Source organism: Rhodococcus sp. SBT000017, assembly GCF_003688915.1.
GTDB lineage: Bacteria > Actinomycetota > Actinomycetes > Mycobacteriales > Mycobacteriaceae > Rhodococcoides.
The window spans coordinates 2405329-2419303 of the sequence record NZ_REFU01000001.1; the positions used below are offsets into that span (position 1 = coordinate 2405329).

Annotated in this window: 12 protein-coding genes; 3 read left to right on the forward strand and 9 right to left on the reverse strand. The window is 65.9% G+C overall.

Features of this window, described 5'->3' with window-relative positions:
• Nucleotides 1-9: 9 nt before the first annotated feature.
• Both AYK61_RS11020 and AYK61_RS11025 read right to left on the reverse strand, forming a co-directional pair.
• Nucleotides 10-2139 carry a S9 family peptidase gene (locus AYK61_RS11020; RefSeq protein ID WP_121870822.1) on the reverse strand — a complete coding sequence of 710 codons (2130 nt, stop codon included), beginning with the start codon at nucleotides 2137-2139 and terminating at the stop codon, nucleotides 10-12.
• Entirely contained in the window at nucleotides 2136-3020 is an 885-nt protein-coding gene (locus AYK61_RS11025; RefSeq protein WP_121872665.1) for a phosphoribosylaminoimidazolesuccinocarboxamide synthase, read from the reverse strand. Before AYK61_RS11025 ends, AYK61_RS11020 begins: the two co-directional genes overlap by 4 nt.
• 62 nt (nucleotides 3021-3082) lie before the next feature.
• On the opposite strand from AYK61_RS11025, the gene AYK61_RS11030 reads away from it, so the two are divergent.
• Complete coding sequence (locus AYK61_RS11030) at nucleotides 3083-4495, forward strand: MDR family MFS transporter (protein WP_121872666.1); 1413 nt, start codon at nucleotides 3083-3085, stop codon at nucleotides 4493-4495.
• 25 nt (nucleotides 4496-4520) lie between these two features.
• On the forward strand, nucleotides 4521-5087 hold the full coding sequence (locus AYK61_RS11035) for a CG0192-related protein (protein WP_121870823.1): 567 nt from the start codon (nucleotides 4521-4523) through the stop codon (nucleotides 5085-5087).
• Here the strand turns inward: AYK61_RS11035 and AYK61_RS11040 are convergent.
• The 3 genes from AYK61_RS11040 to AYK61_RS11050 are packed head-to-tail and all read right to left on the reverse strand — an operon-like array spanning nucleotide 5084 to nucleotide 8751.
• Complete coding sequence (locus tag AYK61_RS11040; RefSeq protein ID WP_121870824.1) at nucleotides 5084-6139, reverse strand: ABC transporter ATP-binding protein; 1056 nt, start codon at nucleotides 6137-6139, stop codon at nucleotides 5084-5086. The two genes, AYK61_RS11035 and AYK61_RS11040, sit on opposite strands and share 4 nt — an antisense overlap.
• On the reverse strand, nucleotides 6136-7704 hold the full coding sequence (locus AYK61_RS11045; protein ID WP_259468011.1) for an iron ABC transporter permease: 1569 nt from the start codon (nucleotides 7702-7704) through the stop codon (nucleotides 6136-6138). The genes AYK61_RS11040 and AYK61_RS11045 overlap by 4 nt, the downstream gene beginning before the upstream one ends.
• 3 nt (nucleotides 7705-7707) lie before the next feature.
• A complete protein-coding gene (locus AYK61_RS11050; RefSeq protein WP_121870825.1) occupies nucleotides 7708-8751 on the reverse strand; it encodes an iron ABC transporter substrate-binding protein in 1044 nt (347 codons plus the stop codon).
• Between the two features lie 118 nt (nucleotides 8752-8869).
• Here AYK61_RS11050 and AYK61_RS11055 point away from each other — a divergent pair, with 118 nt between their 5' ends.
• Nucleotides 8870-10069, forward strand: coding sequence for an FAD-dependent monooxygenase (locus tag AYK61_RS11055; protein WP_121870826.1), 1200 nt, complete (start codon nucleotides 8870-8872; stop codon nucleotides 10067-10069).
• Here the strand turns inward: AYK61_RS11055 and AYK61_RS11060 are convergent.
• The 4 genes from AYK61_RS11060 to AYK61_RS11075 all read right to left on the reverse strand — a co-directional run bounded on the left by AYK61_RS11060 (nucleotide 10066) and on the right by AYK61_RS11075 (nucleotide 13961).
• Entirely contained in the window at nucleotides 10066-10959 is an 894-nt protein-coding gene (locus tag AYK61_RS11060) for a siderophore-interacting protein (RefSeq protein WP_121870827.1), read from the reverse strand. The genes AYK61_RS11055 and AYK61_RS11060 overlap by 4 nt on opposite strands.
• A gap of 82 nt (nucleotides 10960-11041) precedes the next feature.
• Nucleotides 11042-11848: an ABC transporter ATP-binding protein gene (locus AYK61_RS11065; RefSeq protein ID WP_121870828.1), complete on the reverse strand. Its 807-nt coding sequence runs from the start codon at nucleotides 11846-11848 to the stop codon at nucleotides 11042-11044.
• Nucleotides 11845-12912: an iron chelate uptake ABC transporter family permease subunit gene (locus AYK61_RS11070; RefSeq protein WP_121870829.1), complete on the reverse strand. Its 1068-nt coding sequence runs from the start codon at nucleotides 12910-12912 to the stop codon at nucleotides 11845-11847. The genes AYK61_RS11065 and AYK61_RS11070 overlap by 4 nt, the downstream gene beginning before the upstream one ends.
• Nucleotides 12909-13961, reverse strand: coding sequence for an iron chelate uptake ABC transporter family permease subunit (locus tag AYK61_RS11075; RefSeq protein ID WP_259468012.1), 1053 nt, complete (start codon nucleotides 13959-13961; stop codon nucleotides 12909-12911). The genes AYK61_RS11070 and AYK61_RS11075 overlap by 4 nt, the downstream gene beginning before the upstream one ends.
• Nucleotides 13962-13975: the final 14 nt, after the last annotated feature.

The following is a 13975-nucleotide window of genomic DNA, read 5'->3' on the forward strand; positions in this document are numbered from 1 at the left end:
GGCACCTGATCACGCCACTGCGGCGCCAGCCGCTCTCACGATCCAGGCGTACTCGAAGGCCGCCTCTTTCCATTTCTCGTAGCGTCCGCTGACTCCGCCGTGTCCGGCGCTCATTTCGGTCTTGAGCAACAGGTCCGAGTCACCGGTCTTCGTTGCTCGCAGTGCAGCAACCCATTTCGCGGGCTCGACGTACAGAACGCGGGTGTCGTTGATGGACGTGATCGCCAGGATCGACGGGTAGTCCTTGGCCTCGACGTTCTCGTAAGGGCTGTACGACTTCATGTAGTCGTACACCTCCTTGCTGGCCAACGGGTTTCCCCATTCGTCCCATTCGATGACCGTCAGCGGCAGTGACGGGTCGAGGATGGAGGTGAGCGGATCGACGAACGGAACGTTGGCGAGGATGCCGTTGAACAGCTCCGGTGCCATGTTGGCCACCGCTCCCATCAGCAGTCCGCCAGCACTGCCGCCGTCGGCGACCAGGTGTTTCGGTGAGGTCCGTCCGGTGTCGATGAGATGCTGTGCGGCAGCGATGAAGTCGGTGAAGGTGTTCTTCTTCTTCAGCGTCTTGCCGTTGTCGTACCAGTGCCGACCCATTTCACCACCGCCGCGCACGTGTGCGACGACGAAGACGATGCCGCGGTCGAGCAACGACAACCGAGCGACCGAGAACGACGGATCCATCGAGGCCTCGTACGATCCGTAGCCGTAGAGGAGCGTCGGCGCGGGGCCGTCGGGCACGTCTTTGCGCCGGATCACCGACAGCGGGACCTGAGTTCCGTCCGGCGCAGTGGCCCACTCACGATGCTGCACATAGTCCGCGGCGTCGAACTTCCCCAGAACCGGCTGCGACTTGCGGAGCAGCAGTTCGCCACTGGCGATGTCGAGGTCGTAGACCTGCCCGGGAGTGATGAACGAGGTGTAGACCATCCGCAGCAGCGGCTGATCCCATTCGGGGTTCGAGCCGGCCCCGACGGAGTAGAGCTCCTCGTCGAACTCGAGCTCGCGGTACTCGCCGTACCCCTCGCCGGTCAAGGGCCAGATCGCCATGCGGGTCAAGGCTTCTCGCCGATACGTGAAGATCAGGTGACCGGCGAACGCGTCGATGTCCTCGACCCGAACGTCGGCGCGATGCGGAACCAGAATGCGCTGATCGAGAGGGTCGGAGACCGGGGCCTCGGCGAGCAGGAAGTTCTCGGCCTTCTCCCCCTCGGTACCCCAGCCGTTGACCGAGCCGTTATGGGTGATGAGGAAGCGATCCTCGCCGGCCACGACAGCGTGTTCGATGCTGTACTCGATACCGTCCGTACGCGGCAGTACGACGCGGAACTCGCCCTCGGGATCGGTGGATTCGAGCACGAGGCACTCGGAGGTGATCTTCGAGCCGACCCAGATCATCAGGTACTTCTCGCTACGGGTGGAACCGAAACCGACCCAGTAACTTTCGTCTGGCTCGTGGAAGACCTTGACATCACCCGACTTGCCGAGGGTGTGCCGCCAAACGGTATCGGGACGCCAGGATTCGTCGACCGTCAGGTAGAACACGTGGGTGGCGTCGGCCGTCCAGGTAGCTCCGGGCGCGACGTTCTCGATGGTGTCGGCGAGCAGCTCGCCGGTCTCGAGGTTCTTGAAGCGCAGCGTGTAGCGCTCGTCGCCCTCGGTGTCGGTGGAATACGCCAGCAGCGTGCCGTCGAGGCTGATCGAGAACGCGCCGAGGGAGAAGAAGTCGTGGCCCTTCGCTTCTTCGTTGGCGTCGAGCAGGATCTGCTCACCGGGAACCTCCACATCGGACGAGAGCGTGGGCGGAGTCCAGTCGTCGGCAGAGTCGACGGGGCAACGGCATTGAAGCCCGTAGGACTGTCCCTCTACGGTGCGCGAGTAGTACCACCACTGCCCCATCCGCGTCGGCACGGACAGGTCGGTCTCCTGGGTTCGCGACTTGATCTCGTCGAAGATCTTGTCGCGTAACGACTCCAGACCTGCAGTCTGCTGCTCGGTGTAGGCGTTCTCGGCTTCGAGGTAGGCGATCACCTCGGGATCTTCCTTGGCGCGCAACCACTCGTAGTTGTCGATGAACGTGTCGCCGTGATGGGTGCGCTCGTGCGGCACCTTCTTGGCAACGGGTGGGGTGATCGTCATGGCGTGACCCAATCGTCGAAGTTCAGGCCCGAGATGCGCTCGTAGGCCTCGATGTAGCGGCTGCGGGTTGCGGCGACGATGTCGTCGGGCAACGGTGGCGGTGGAGTGTCGGAGCTGCGATCCCAGCCGGATTCGCCCGTCAACCAGTCGCGGACGAACTGCTTGTCGAAGCTGGGCTGGACGCGACCTTCCTGGTACGAATCGGCAGGCCAGTAGCGTGAGGAATCAGGGGTGAGAACCTCGTCGGCGAGGACGAGGTTGCCGTCGGCATCGGTACCGAACTCGAACTTTGTGTCCGCGAGAATGATTCCGCGTTCCAGAGCGAAGTTGGCTGCGCGCGAGTAGATCTCGATGGTGTCCTCGCGCAACTTGAACGCGAGTTCGGCACCGACCTGCTCGACGGCCTGGTCGAAGGTGATGTTCTCGTCGTGATAGCCCAGTTCGGCCTTGGACGCGGGGGTGAAGATCGCCTCGCCGAGCTTGCTGGATTCCACGAGCCCGGAGGGAAGCTGCACGCCGCACACAGCTCCGGTCGCGTTGTAGTCCGCCAACCCGGATCCGGTGAGGTAGCCGCGCGCGACGCATTCGATCGGCACCATGTTCAGCTTCTTCACCACCAGGGCGCGGCCGAGTAGTTCGGCGGGAATGCGTTCGTCGAGCGGATCGCCGGCCAGATGGTTGACGCCGCCGAGTTCCTCGAAGAAGAACACGCTCATGGCCGTCAACACGCGCCCCTTGTCCGGAATCGGGGTGTCGAGGATGTGGTCGTAGGCCGAGATTCGGTCGCTCGCGACGAGCAACAGATGCGCGTCGTCGATCGTGTACAGATCGCGGACCTTGCCGCCGGCCAGATGCTCGTAGCTACTCAGTGATGGTCGCACGGTGTTCAACACTATCTGGGCCGGTGGCCGCGAGGGTGCCGGCAGGCATCAGACTGGTAGCCGTGGCAACGAACAACACGACGTCGGATGTCGGATTCCGCTCCGAACGCGGACCGATACTGGTTGCGCTGATGCTCAGCACGTCTCTGGTCGCCCTCGATGCGACCATCATCGCCACGGCGGTGCTGTCCATCGTCGACGACCTGGGCGGGTTCACGCAGTTTCCGTGGCTGTTCTCCATCTATCTTCTGGCGCAGGCGGTATCGGTGCCGCTGTACGGCAAACTGGCAGACCTGTTCGGCCGCAAGAAGATCATGCTGTTCGGCATCGCGGTGTTTCTGCTCGGCTCCATCCTGTGCGGCCTGGCCTGGAGCATGCCCGCCCTGATCGCCTTCCGGGCGGTCCAGGGCCTCGGTGCTGGTGCCGTGCAGCCGATGGCCATCACCATCGCCGGCGATATCTACACCCTGGCCGAGCGCGCCAAGGTGCAGGGCTACCTGGCCAGCGTTTGGGCGATGTCCTCGGTACTGGGCCCGGCACTCGGCGGTGTCTTCTCCGAGTTCCTGACGTGGCGCTGGATCTTCTTCGTCAACATCCCGCTGTGCGCGCTGGCCGCGGTGATGCTGTGGCGCAAGTTCGACGAGGGAGCTGTCGAACGCACCAAACCCAAGATCGACTACCTCGGTGCCGGCCTGCTGACGGTGGGCGCAGCGATGGTGCTGCTCGGGCTGCTCGAGGGCGGACAGTCCTGGGCATGGAACTCCCCCGTCAGCATCGCTATCTTCGCCGCCGGAGTCTCCTTGCTGGCCGCTTTTGCAGTGGTTCAGACCAAAGTCGAGGAGCCGATCCTGCCGCTGTGGGTGTTCACGCGTCGGGTCCTGGTGGTCAGCAGTACCATTTCGCTGCTCGTCGGCGCTCTGATCCTCGGCTTGACCTCGTACGTTCCGACGTTCGTGCAGGGCGTGCTCGGCACCGGCGCGATCGTTGCCGGCTTCGCGCTGTCCACCCTCACGCTCGGCTGGCCCATCGCAGCATCCCTCTCCGGACGGGTGTACCTCCGGTTCGGTTTCCGCACCACGGCGCTCATCGGTGCCTCCATCGCGGTCGTCGGAGCGGCATTCGCCACCGGCCTCGGTGCCGGTTCACAGGTGTGGCAGGTGGGCGCGGTGTGCTTCGTGATCGGCCTCGGTATGGGCCTGATCGCCAGCCCCACTCTCATCGCCGCCCAGTCGAGCGTCGAGTGGTCCGAGCGCGGCGTCGCGACCTCGACCAACATGTTCGCCCGCTCCATCGGCAGCGCAGTCGGGGTCGCGGTGTTCGGTGCCATCGTCAACTCACGCATCTCCGACGACCCGAGCCCCGAACAACTGTCCGACGCCATCCATCCGGTCTTTCTGGGTGTCCTGGCGGCGGCAGCGGTGATGGCCGTCGCGGCACTGTTCATGCCCAAGCGTGGAGCGGAACCGACCCGATAGCGTCCCTTTCGGTAGCTTTTGCGGCATGGCCCTCATTCATCAGGCGACGCTCGTTCCATCGAAACTGGACGCCATCGCAGCGTGGCTTCCGACTCAGGAGTGGTCTGCCCGTCGGGACATCACCGGACTCGAGGCCGTGGCTACGTATCGATTCGACGATCCCGACGGCGAGGTCGGTATCGAGACACATCTCCTGCGTTCGACGTCGGGCACCGTGTTTCAGGTACCCCTGACGTACCGCAGCGCACCGCTGGCCGGGGCAGACGCTTATCTCGTTGCCACGTTGGAACATTCGGTGCTCGGCACACGCTGGTTGTACGACGGCGTCGGCGATCCGGTGTATGTGGCGGTCACCACCGCGGCCATCGTCGAGGCCGCTGGTCAGGCAGAGCTGGTGGTGCAGGCGGCCGACGGTTCTCGATCGGTGCGCGAGTCCACCACGCAGGTGCGGGGTTCCGGTGGAAGCGCCTTGACGTCACCCCACCTGCAGGTCCGGCGCGTGATCGATGCGACTCCGACCGAGCTGCCCCATCTGCTGGGTACCTGGCCGGGCCAGGACGAGCCGATCGTGCTGGTGGAGTTGCGAAACTAGTCCGACGAACCCGCGAACCAGTGCACCGGCGATGTCACGGAGACCTCCACGGAAGTACCAGGAGCGAATCGGTCGGCGGTTCGGGCGATAGCGCGAAGCAGGAGCCCGGTGACGCTGTGCCGCAGGGTCACCGAGGATTCGGGGCCGGTGAAGAACTCGTGTTCGACGACGAATGCGCCGTCCTTGCGCTCCGAGACCGCCAGCTGCTCGGGCCGGAGCAACGCCTGCCCGTTTCCTGTCGCTCGGGTGGTGGACTCGAGACGCCCGAGGACGGTGTCGACGTGGCCGCCCTGGGCCGCAGCGTCGACGAAGTAGGCGTCGCCGACGAAGCGCGCGACCGCGGGTGTGGCGGGTCGCTCGTACACCTCACGCGGGGTGTCGATCTGGGCGCAGCGACCACCCAGCAGCACGGCAACTCGATCGGCAGTTCCGAGGGCCTCGGCCCGGTCGTGGGTGACGAGGATCGACGCGGTCTTGCTGGACTGCAACAGCTCTCGTACGTCCTGACGAATCGAGGTACGCAGCCCCGCGTCGAGGGCGGCGAACGGCTCGTCCATCAACACCACCGACGGAGCCGGCGCGAGCGCACGCGCCAACGCGATGCGCTGCTGCTGACCACCCGAGAGCTCGCTGGGCTTGACCCCACCGGCATCGGGTAGTCCGACGAGCTCGAGCATCTCGTCCACGCGTTGTGCGCGCTCTCCGCGACCGGACAGGTATGGCCGCAGAAACCCTGCACGCAAACCGAATTCGATGTTCCTCCGTACCGTCAGGTGCGGGAAGAGCCCACCTTCCTGCGGCATCAGGCCGATCTCCCGCTTCTCCGGTGGCACCTGAATCTGGCCCGCCACCGAGATGTCCCGCCCGTCCGAGGTGATTCGGCCCGCGTCGATGCGGTGCAGCCCCGCAATGGATCGCAACAGGGTCGTCTTGCCGCAGCCGGAGGGGCCGAGAACGGCGAGCATCTCGCCGTCGCCGAGGTCGAGATCGATGCCGTGCAGCACGGCCGTACTGCCGTACGAGGCAACGAGTCCGGAAATCACCATGCTCATGGCAGTGCTACTCGCTTCCGCGTCGTGCGCCCCAGCGCCCGTGTCAGGACGACCGTAGGGACCACCGAGATCAGGATCAGGGCCAGGGCGTAGGGAGCCGCCTCGCCGTATCGGAACGCCTCGGTGGTGGACCACAGCGTAGTGGCGAGCGTATCGACTCCCCGAGGGCGCAGCATCAACGTCGCAGGTAGCTCCTTGGCGACGGTCAGGAACACCAGAGCAGCACCGGCGGCGATGCCGGGGGCCGCGATCGGAATCGTCACTCGAAGGTCGGTACGCATCCGACCCGCGCCCAGGGTCCGTGAGACATCCTCGAGGACAACGGGAGTGGCGTCGACGACCGCTCTCGTGCTGCCGACGGCCAGCGGCAGAAACAGCACCACGTATGCCAATACCAGCAGCACCGCTGTCTGGTAGAACGACGGCAGAAACCTGATTCCGAGGAAGACCGTGGCGAGCCCGACGGTGATACCCGGTAGTCCGTGCGCGATGTAGGTGGACAACTCGGCACCGCGGGCGGCCCTCGACGTGGATCGGGCCGCGAACAGTGCGACCGGCAGCGCCAGCACGGCCACCACCACCGCGGCGGTCGCGGAGTACTGAACGGTCTTGGCCGTGACGGCCAGCACGTCCACCCAATCGAAGGTGAACCGCAACGACCGGCTCAGCCATCGCGCCAAGGCCAGTATCGGTACCACCACCGAGAGAGTCAGTGCCGCAACGACAACGGCCAGAGCCGGGATGCGCCACCGGCCGAGGACGATCGGCTCGGCCTGCCGGTCGGTTCCCGATCCCACCCTCGCCGTAGCGCCGCGTCGGGCACGCCGTTCGAGGAGGGTGAGCACCAACGCGCCCACCACGAGGACCAGTCCGAGGACTGCGGCAGCGGTGCGATCGAGTCCCCCGCGGTACGCACTGTAGATGCCGAGGGTGAAGGCGTCGTAGCGCATCAGAGCCACCGCCCCGAAGTCACTGATGGTGTACAGCGCGACCAGCAGCGCGCCTGCTGCCGCGGCGGGAACCACGCGACGGCACTCGACGGTCAGCGCCGTGCGCACAGCGCCTCGACCGAGGGTTCGAGAGACCTCGGTCAACGATGGGTCCGCGGTGGCGAACGCCGCGGACACCGGCAGCATCACCAGCGGGAAGCAGGACAACGTGAGCACCAGGGCTGCACCGGAAAACCCTGCCAACGAGGGGAACTCGGCGATCCACAGGTACCCGGACACGTACGACGGGATGGCGAGTGGAGCGGCGAGGACCATCGCGAAGAAGCGTCGTCCCGGTAGATCGGTACGGACGGTCAGCCACGCCAGCAGAGTCCCGACCACGACCGACGCGACGAGCACGGTGAGAGTGAGTGTTGCCGTACGGATCGCGAGGTCGAGCGTGCGTTGCCGCAGGAGCAGTCGCAGAACCTTCTCGGTTCCGCCGTCGAACGCTCGAACGAACAGGTACACCAGGGGTGTCAGCGTCAGCACTCCCACGCACAACGCGGTCGTCCCGAGAACGGGACGACCGCCGAAGTGGCGCCGCCGAAGCGGCTGGAGTGCAGACGTGGGCACCGACTAGATGATTCCGACGTCGGTGAGGAGAGTCTGGGTGGCCTCGAGGGACGAGAGCTGACCCAGATCGAGATCGGTCGAGCCCAGCTCGGACAGCGGCGGCAGGTCGTAATCGGAGGTGACTCCGTCGATGACGGGGTATTCGGCGGTCTCGTTCGCGAAGTAGGTCTGCGATTCGGTCGAGAGCAACTCGCGCACGAAGTCGAATGCCGCTTCCTGGTTGTCCGAATCAGCCAGCACACCGGCACCGGCGACGTTGATCAGCGCGCCGGGGTCACCGGGCTCGAAGTAGTGCAGCTCGACCGGGGCGTCGTCGCCGTTCTCTTCCTTGAAGGGGTACCAGTAGTAGTGGTTGGTCAGACCGGCGGAGACCTGTCCGTCGTTGACGGCGGTCAGCAGCGGGCCGTTGCCCTCGAAGGCGACGGGCTCGTTGGCGACGAAGGCTTCGAGCCACGTGCGGGCTCCGTCTTCGCCGCGCTGCACACGCAGGGCGGTGACGAATGCCTGGAAGGACGCATTGGTCGGTGCGTAGCCGATCTGTCCGCGCCAGCGGGGATCGAGCAGACCGTCGATACCGGTCGGCAGATCGCCGGCCTGCACCGAATCGGAGTTGTAGGCCAGCACGCGGGCCCGGGCGGAGGTGGCGACCCAGGTGCCGTCGGCACCGCGGTACTGCTCGGGAACGAGGGAGAGGATGTCCTCGGGCAGCGGTGCGAGAGCGCCCGCCTCGTCGAGGGCACCGAGTGCTCCTGCGTCCTGACCGTAGAAGACGTCAGCCGGGGTCGCGTCGCCCTCTTCGAGGATCTTTGCGGCCTGGGCGTTGGTGTTGCCCGAGTAGTCGACCTCGATGCCGCCACCGATGCGCTCGATCAGCGGGTCGACGAGCTCTTCACCGCGGCCGGAGTACACCACGAGTGCGGACTCGGCGGTGGCGGACTCGGAGGTGGACGTGCCGTCGTCGGACGAGCCTTCCGAGCTGCATGCGACGAGACCGAGGGCGAGGGTTGCGCTGAACGAGAGCAGCGCCAAACGGCGAACGGTGAACACGGTTCTCCTGACGAAAACGGGTCATTGAAGACAATTCGATGAAAGTACACCACAAAGGTGAGGCTCAGCTACTTTCCCTCCGGGATTGAACGTCCGGCCGCCCGGGCATTCGCGCCCCATGACTTCTCGCGTACTCGTCACCGGTGCCAGCATTGCCGGTCCCACCGTGGCTTTCTGGCTGGACCGGGCAGGCTTCGAGGTCACCGTCCTCGAACGCTCACCGCAACTGCGACTCGGCGGCCAGAACATCGACGTTCGCGGCTCCGGCCGCGAGGTGCTGCGGCGCATGGGCCTGGATGCAACCCTCCTCGCGAACGGCACCACCGAGAAGGGCACCCGCTTCGTCGACGACGCCGACGCCACCATCGCGGCCTTCCCGGCCGGCGACGGATCCCACGACGGCCCGACGGCGGAGTTGGAGATTCTGCGCGGCGAGTTCGCGCGGATTCTGGTCGAATCCGCCGGACCGCGAACCGAGTATCGCTACGGCGATCGCGTCGTCGACGTGGCCCAAGATGCCGACGGAGTCGATGTGACATTCGCGGCGGGACCGTCCGAGCGATTCGATCTGGTTCTCTTTGCCGACGGAATCCGCTCCAGCAGCAGGGAACTGGTGTTTTCCGGAGAGGCCACGACCACACCCGTCGGCCTGTACACCGCCTACGGCGTACTGCCGAAGGGACCGAGCGACGACGGCTGGTGGCGCTGGTACAACGCGCCCGGATCCCGAGTGGCGAATCTACGACCGGACAACCTCGGCACGACGCGGTTCAGCCTCTCCTGGGTGTCCGACGCCGGCGGGTACGAGGGAGCGTCGGACGAACAGGTCTTTGCTGCGCTACGAGCGCAGTTCGCCGGTGTCGGTTGGGAAGTGCCCCGGATCCTGGACTCGCTGGGACCGGACTCGGAACTGTACGTCGACTATCTGGCGCAGGTGAAGGCCCCGCGCTGGTCGAAAGGCAGAATCGGCATGCTCGGCGATGCCGCCTGGTGCGCAACTCCGTTGTCCGGCATGGGCACAACGTTGTCGGTCACCGGCGCGTACGTGCTCGCCGGCGAACTCGCACGGGCGAGTGATCATCGCGCCGGGTTCGAGGCCTTCGAGGCGCGCATGCGTCCGTTCGTCGATCAGGCGCAGAAACTCCCACCCGGCGTTCCTCGCGTCGCGCATCCGAAGACCTCGGTGGGAGTGGCCGCATTCCGCACCGTACTGCGCCTGGCCGGATCCAAGCCGGTGCAGTCCGTGAGCAGCAAGTTCCTCGGTCCCGACGCGGCGACACTCGAGCTGCCGGACTACGAGTTCGACAACGCAGGCTAGAGCCCCACCCGCTCGAGCAGCGCGTCGAAGGCCTCGCTGGCCTCCTGCTCGGAACGGCCGGATTCGATGACGCCGTTGTACACCGCCAGCGCCTCCTCCTGATATTGCTTGTATTTCTCGAGCCACTTCTCCGAATCGGCGCGCCAGTATCCGATGATGTCGAAATACGCGATCTCGTAACCCAATTCCTTGCGGAAATGCTTGCGCACCCGACGCGAGGACGACGCCTCGCCGGCGAACCACACGTACCCACGTCCCTCGGGCACGGGGTAGGCCAGCGCCGCGTCGTCGAGAACGCTTGCGCTGTCGCCGTTTCCGGATCCGATGCGCCAGTCGAACGTGACGTCGGCCAGGGTCTCGAAGGATTGGATGTCGCCGCGTTCGAGAACCTCGACAATCGCGTGCGCCCGCATTCCTGCGGGCAACTGCTCGACGAGTCGGCCGAGCGCGGGCAACCCGGTCATGTCCGCGACCAGCAGCAGCCATTCGACATCGGCGGGCGGTGAATACCAGGATCGCGGGCGGGTGAACAGCACGGTCTGCCCCGGGACGGCCTGCTGGGCCCAGGTGGATGCGACACCGCCCTCGTGTGCGAAGAAGTCGATGGTCAGCTCACCGCGCTCCGGATCGAGACGACGAATGGTGTAGTTGCGACCCTCTGGGGCGTCGTCGAGACCGTGGAACCACCAGAACCCGTCCACCTCGGTCATCGGCGGCGGGACAGCTTCGCCTGCCCGGGGAAAATAGACTCCGACGCATTCGTCGGGCACACCGAGCGTGCGGTAGCCGGCGACATGTTCGCCGCCGAACGTCACGCGCACCATGTGCACCGTGAGTCGTTCCACCGCAACGACGTCGGCGTAGTAGAAGCCACGCGGTTGTTCACTCATCTTCGTCCTCGATACATATCTCGACGTAACTCCTGCGAGAAACCCTCAGGCTGACTCGGAGCCGTTCTTCCTCGACTCTAAACTAAGCCTTGCCTAGCCTGCGACCGACCACCTTGGGGATCACCAACGGAGTGTGTGATTCCGGATCATCGATGATGCGACACGGCAGCCCGAAGACCGCCTCGACCAGCTCGGCGGTGACGACGTCGGCGGGCGCGCCCTCGGTGACCACCGCGCCGTCCTTCATCGCGATGATGTGGTCGGCGTACCGGCAGGCGTGATTGAGGTCGTGCAGTACCGCCACGAGGGTGCGGCCGTTCTCGCGGTTGAGAGTGGCCAACAGGTCGAGCAGCTCGATCTGGTGGGCGATGTCGAGAAAGGTGGTCGGCTCGTCCAACAGCAACAGCGGCGTCTGCTGCGCCAGAACCATTGCCACCCAGACGCGTTGCTGCTGCCCGCCGGACAGTTCGTCCACCGGACGAGCCGACAGTGATGTCACCGCCGTTGCGTTCATGGCCTCGATCACCGCGGCTTCGTCCGTCGTCGACCACTGCCTGATCAGCTTCTGATGCGGATAGCGGCCCCGCGCAACGAGATCGGCCACCGAGATACCGTCGGGTGCGATGGAAGTCTGCGGAAGCAGGCCGAGGCGTCGGGCAACTTCTTTCGCGGGATACGACGAGATCGCCTTCCCGTCCAGCAGAACGGTTCCGTGCGAGGGCTTCAGCAGCCGCGAAAGTGCCCGCAGCAGAGTCGACTTACCGCAGGCATTCGGTCCGACGATGACGGTGAACTTGCCGTCGGGAATCTCGACGGTCAGGTTCTCACTGATGACGCTCTTGTCGTATCCGACCGTGATGTCGTCGGTGTGCAACCGAGGCTTCGTCACTGCTTCCTGCCTTCCCGCGCCAACAACCACACGAAGTATGCGCCGCCGACCGATACGGTCACCACACCCACCGGCAGCTGAGTGGGAGCGAAGGCGCGCTGCGCAACAACGTCGCTCACGACCAGCAGCAGCGCTCCCATGCACGCGGCGGGCACCATCGCCACTGACGAGGTGCCGGTGAGGCGGCGCGCCAGCTGCGGCGCGGCGAGGGCGATGAACGAGATGGGCCCCGCCGCCGCGGTGACCATCGCGATCAGCGCAACACCCAGGAACACCAGCATCAGACGGGTCGGCTCGGCGCGCACACCGAGCGCCCTCGCTGCATCGTCCCCCATCTCCAACATCGGCAGCCGACGCGAGAGCACCGCCAAGCCCGACGCGATGACGACCGACACGGCCAGCACGGGCCCCACCTGCGACCATCCAAGCCCGTTGAGGGTGCCCGCACCCCACACGGCGGCCGCGATCGCGTCGTCCAGGTCGGCCCTGATCACGAGCCAGGTGTTGACCGAGGCGAGGACGGCACTGACGGCGATCCCGACGATGATCAACCGAAAGCCCTGCACCCCGCGCCGGTACGCGAGCAGGTAGACCACGGCCGCCGTCGCGAGTCCGCCGACGAGCGCGCCCGCTCCGGTCCGGTAGTAGCCGCCACCGAGGGCGAGGATGACCACGAGAGCGCCGGTGTAGGCACCGGTGCCGAATCCGATGATGTCCGGGCTGCCCAACGGATTTCGCGTCAAGGATTGAAAGACCGCTCCCGATACGCCGAGGGCGGCTCCGAACAGGAAGGCCAGTGCCACTCGGGGAAAGCGCCACTCCATCACCACGATCTCGGTGAGGCGCGGCGCGTCGCCGAACACCGCGGCGAGCACCTCGTTCGGCGGAATGTAGTAGTCGCCGGTACCGACCGCGACGACGGAGACCATCACCGTCACGAGAAGCAAGGCCGCGCAGACGCCCACTGTTCGGATGTCGATGCGGCCGTCCACTCGGTCCCGCACTCGCACGACCCACAGCCTTCGGCCGAAATCGATGTCGCCGCCGCGTTGTTCACGGGTCACAGTCCGCTCGCCTTCTTCCGGCGAACCAGCACGATCAGCACCGGTGCGCCGACGAACGCGGTGACGATACCGACCTGCAGCTCCCCCGGCCTGATCACGATGCGTCCGACCACATCGGAGAGCAGCAGCAAGCCCGGTGCCGCGAACACCGTGTAGATCAGAATCCAACGCTGGTCCGGTCCGACGAACCACCGCACCATGTGCGGAATCATCAGTCCGACGAATCCGATGGGCCCGGCCGCCGCCGTCGCAGCGCCGGCGAGCAGAGTCACTGCGACGACACCGACGATTCGCGTACGAATCACATTCGCCCCCAACGACTGGGCCAGATCGTCGCCGAGCGCAATCGCATTGAGGGGACGTGCGATCAGGGCAGCCAGGAAGACTCCGAGCGCGATGAACGGGGCGACCTCGGACGCGATGTCCAGACCTCGACCGGCCAACGACCCGGCTCCCCAGAACCGCATCCTGTCGAAGGCATCCGGATCGAGCAACAGCATGCCCGAGGTGACGCCGCCCAGTACCGCACCGAGCGCAATTCCGGACAGTGTCAAGCGAATCGGAGTAGCTCCTGCTCGCCCCAGCGACCCCAGTGCGTACACCACGATCGTGGCGACCACCGCCCCCGCGAACGCGAACCAGATGTAGGACCCGATGCCGGTGACACCCAGCACGCCGACGGCGAACGCGACGAAGAACGCCGCCCCGGCATTGACGCCGAGAATTCCCGGGTCGGCCAGCGGATTTCGCGTCATCGCCTGAATCAGCGCACCGGCCACCCCGAGGGCAATCCCGACGAGCAACCCCAGAACCGTACGCGGGAGCCGCAGTTCGCGGACGATCACGGATTCGGTGGATCCGTCGGCGTGCAGCAGCCCGTGCCACACCTGACCGATCGGGATGTACTCGGTGCCCACCGAAATGCTCACCAGGCACAGCACTGCCAGAACACCGACGACGACGAACAACCCCCCGGCGCGACGCGCATCGGTGCGAGCGAGACCACCGGCGAGAGCCGGAACATCTCGCTGTTCCGGCTCGTCGCCCACGCTCGTCCTCACCC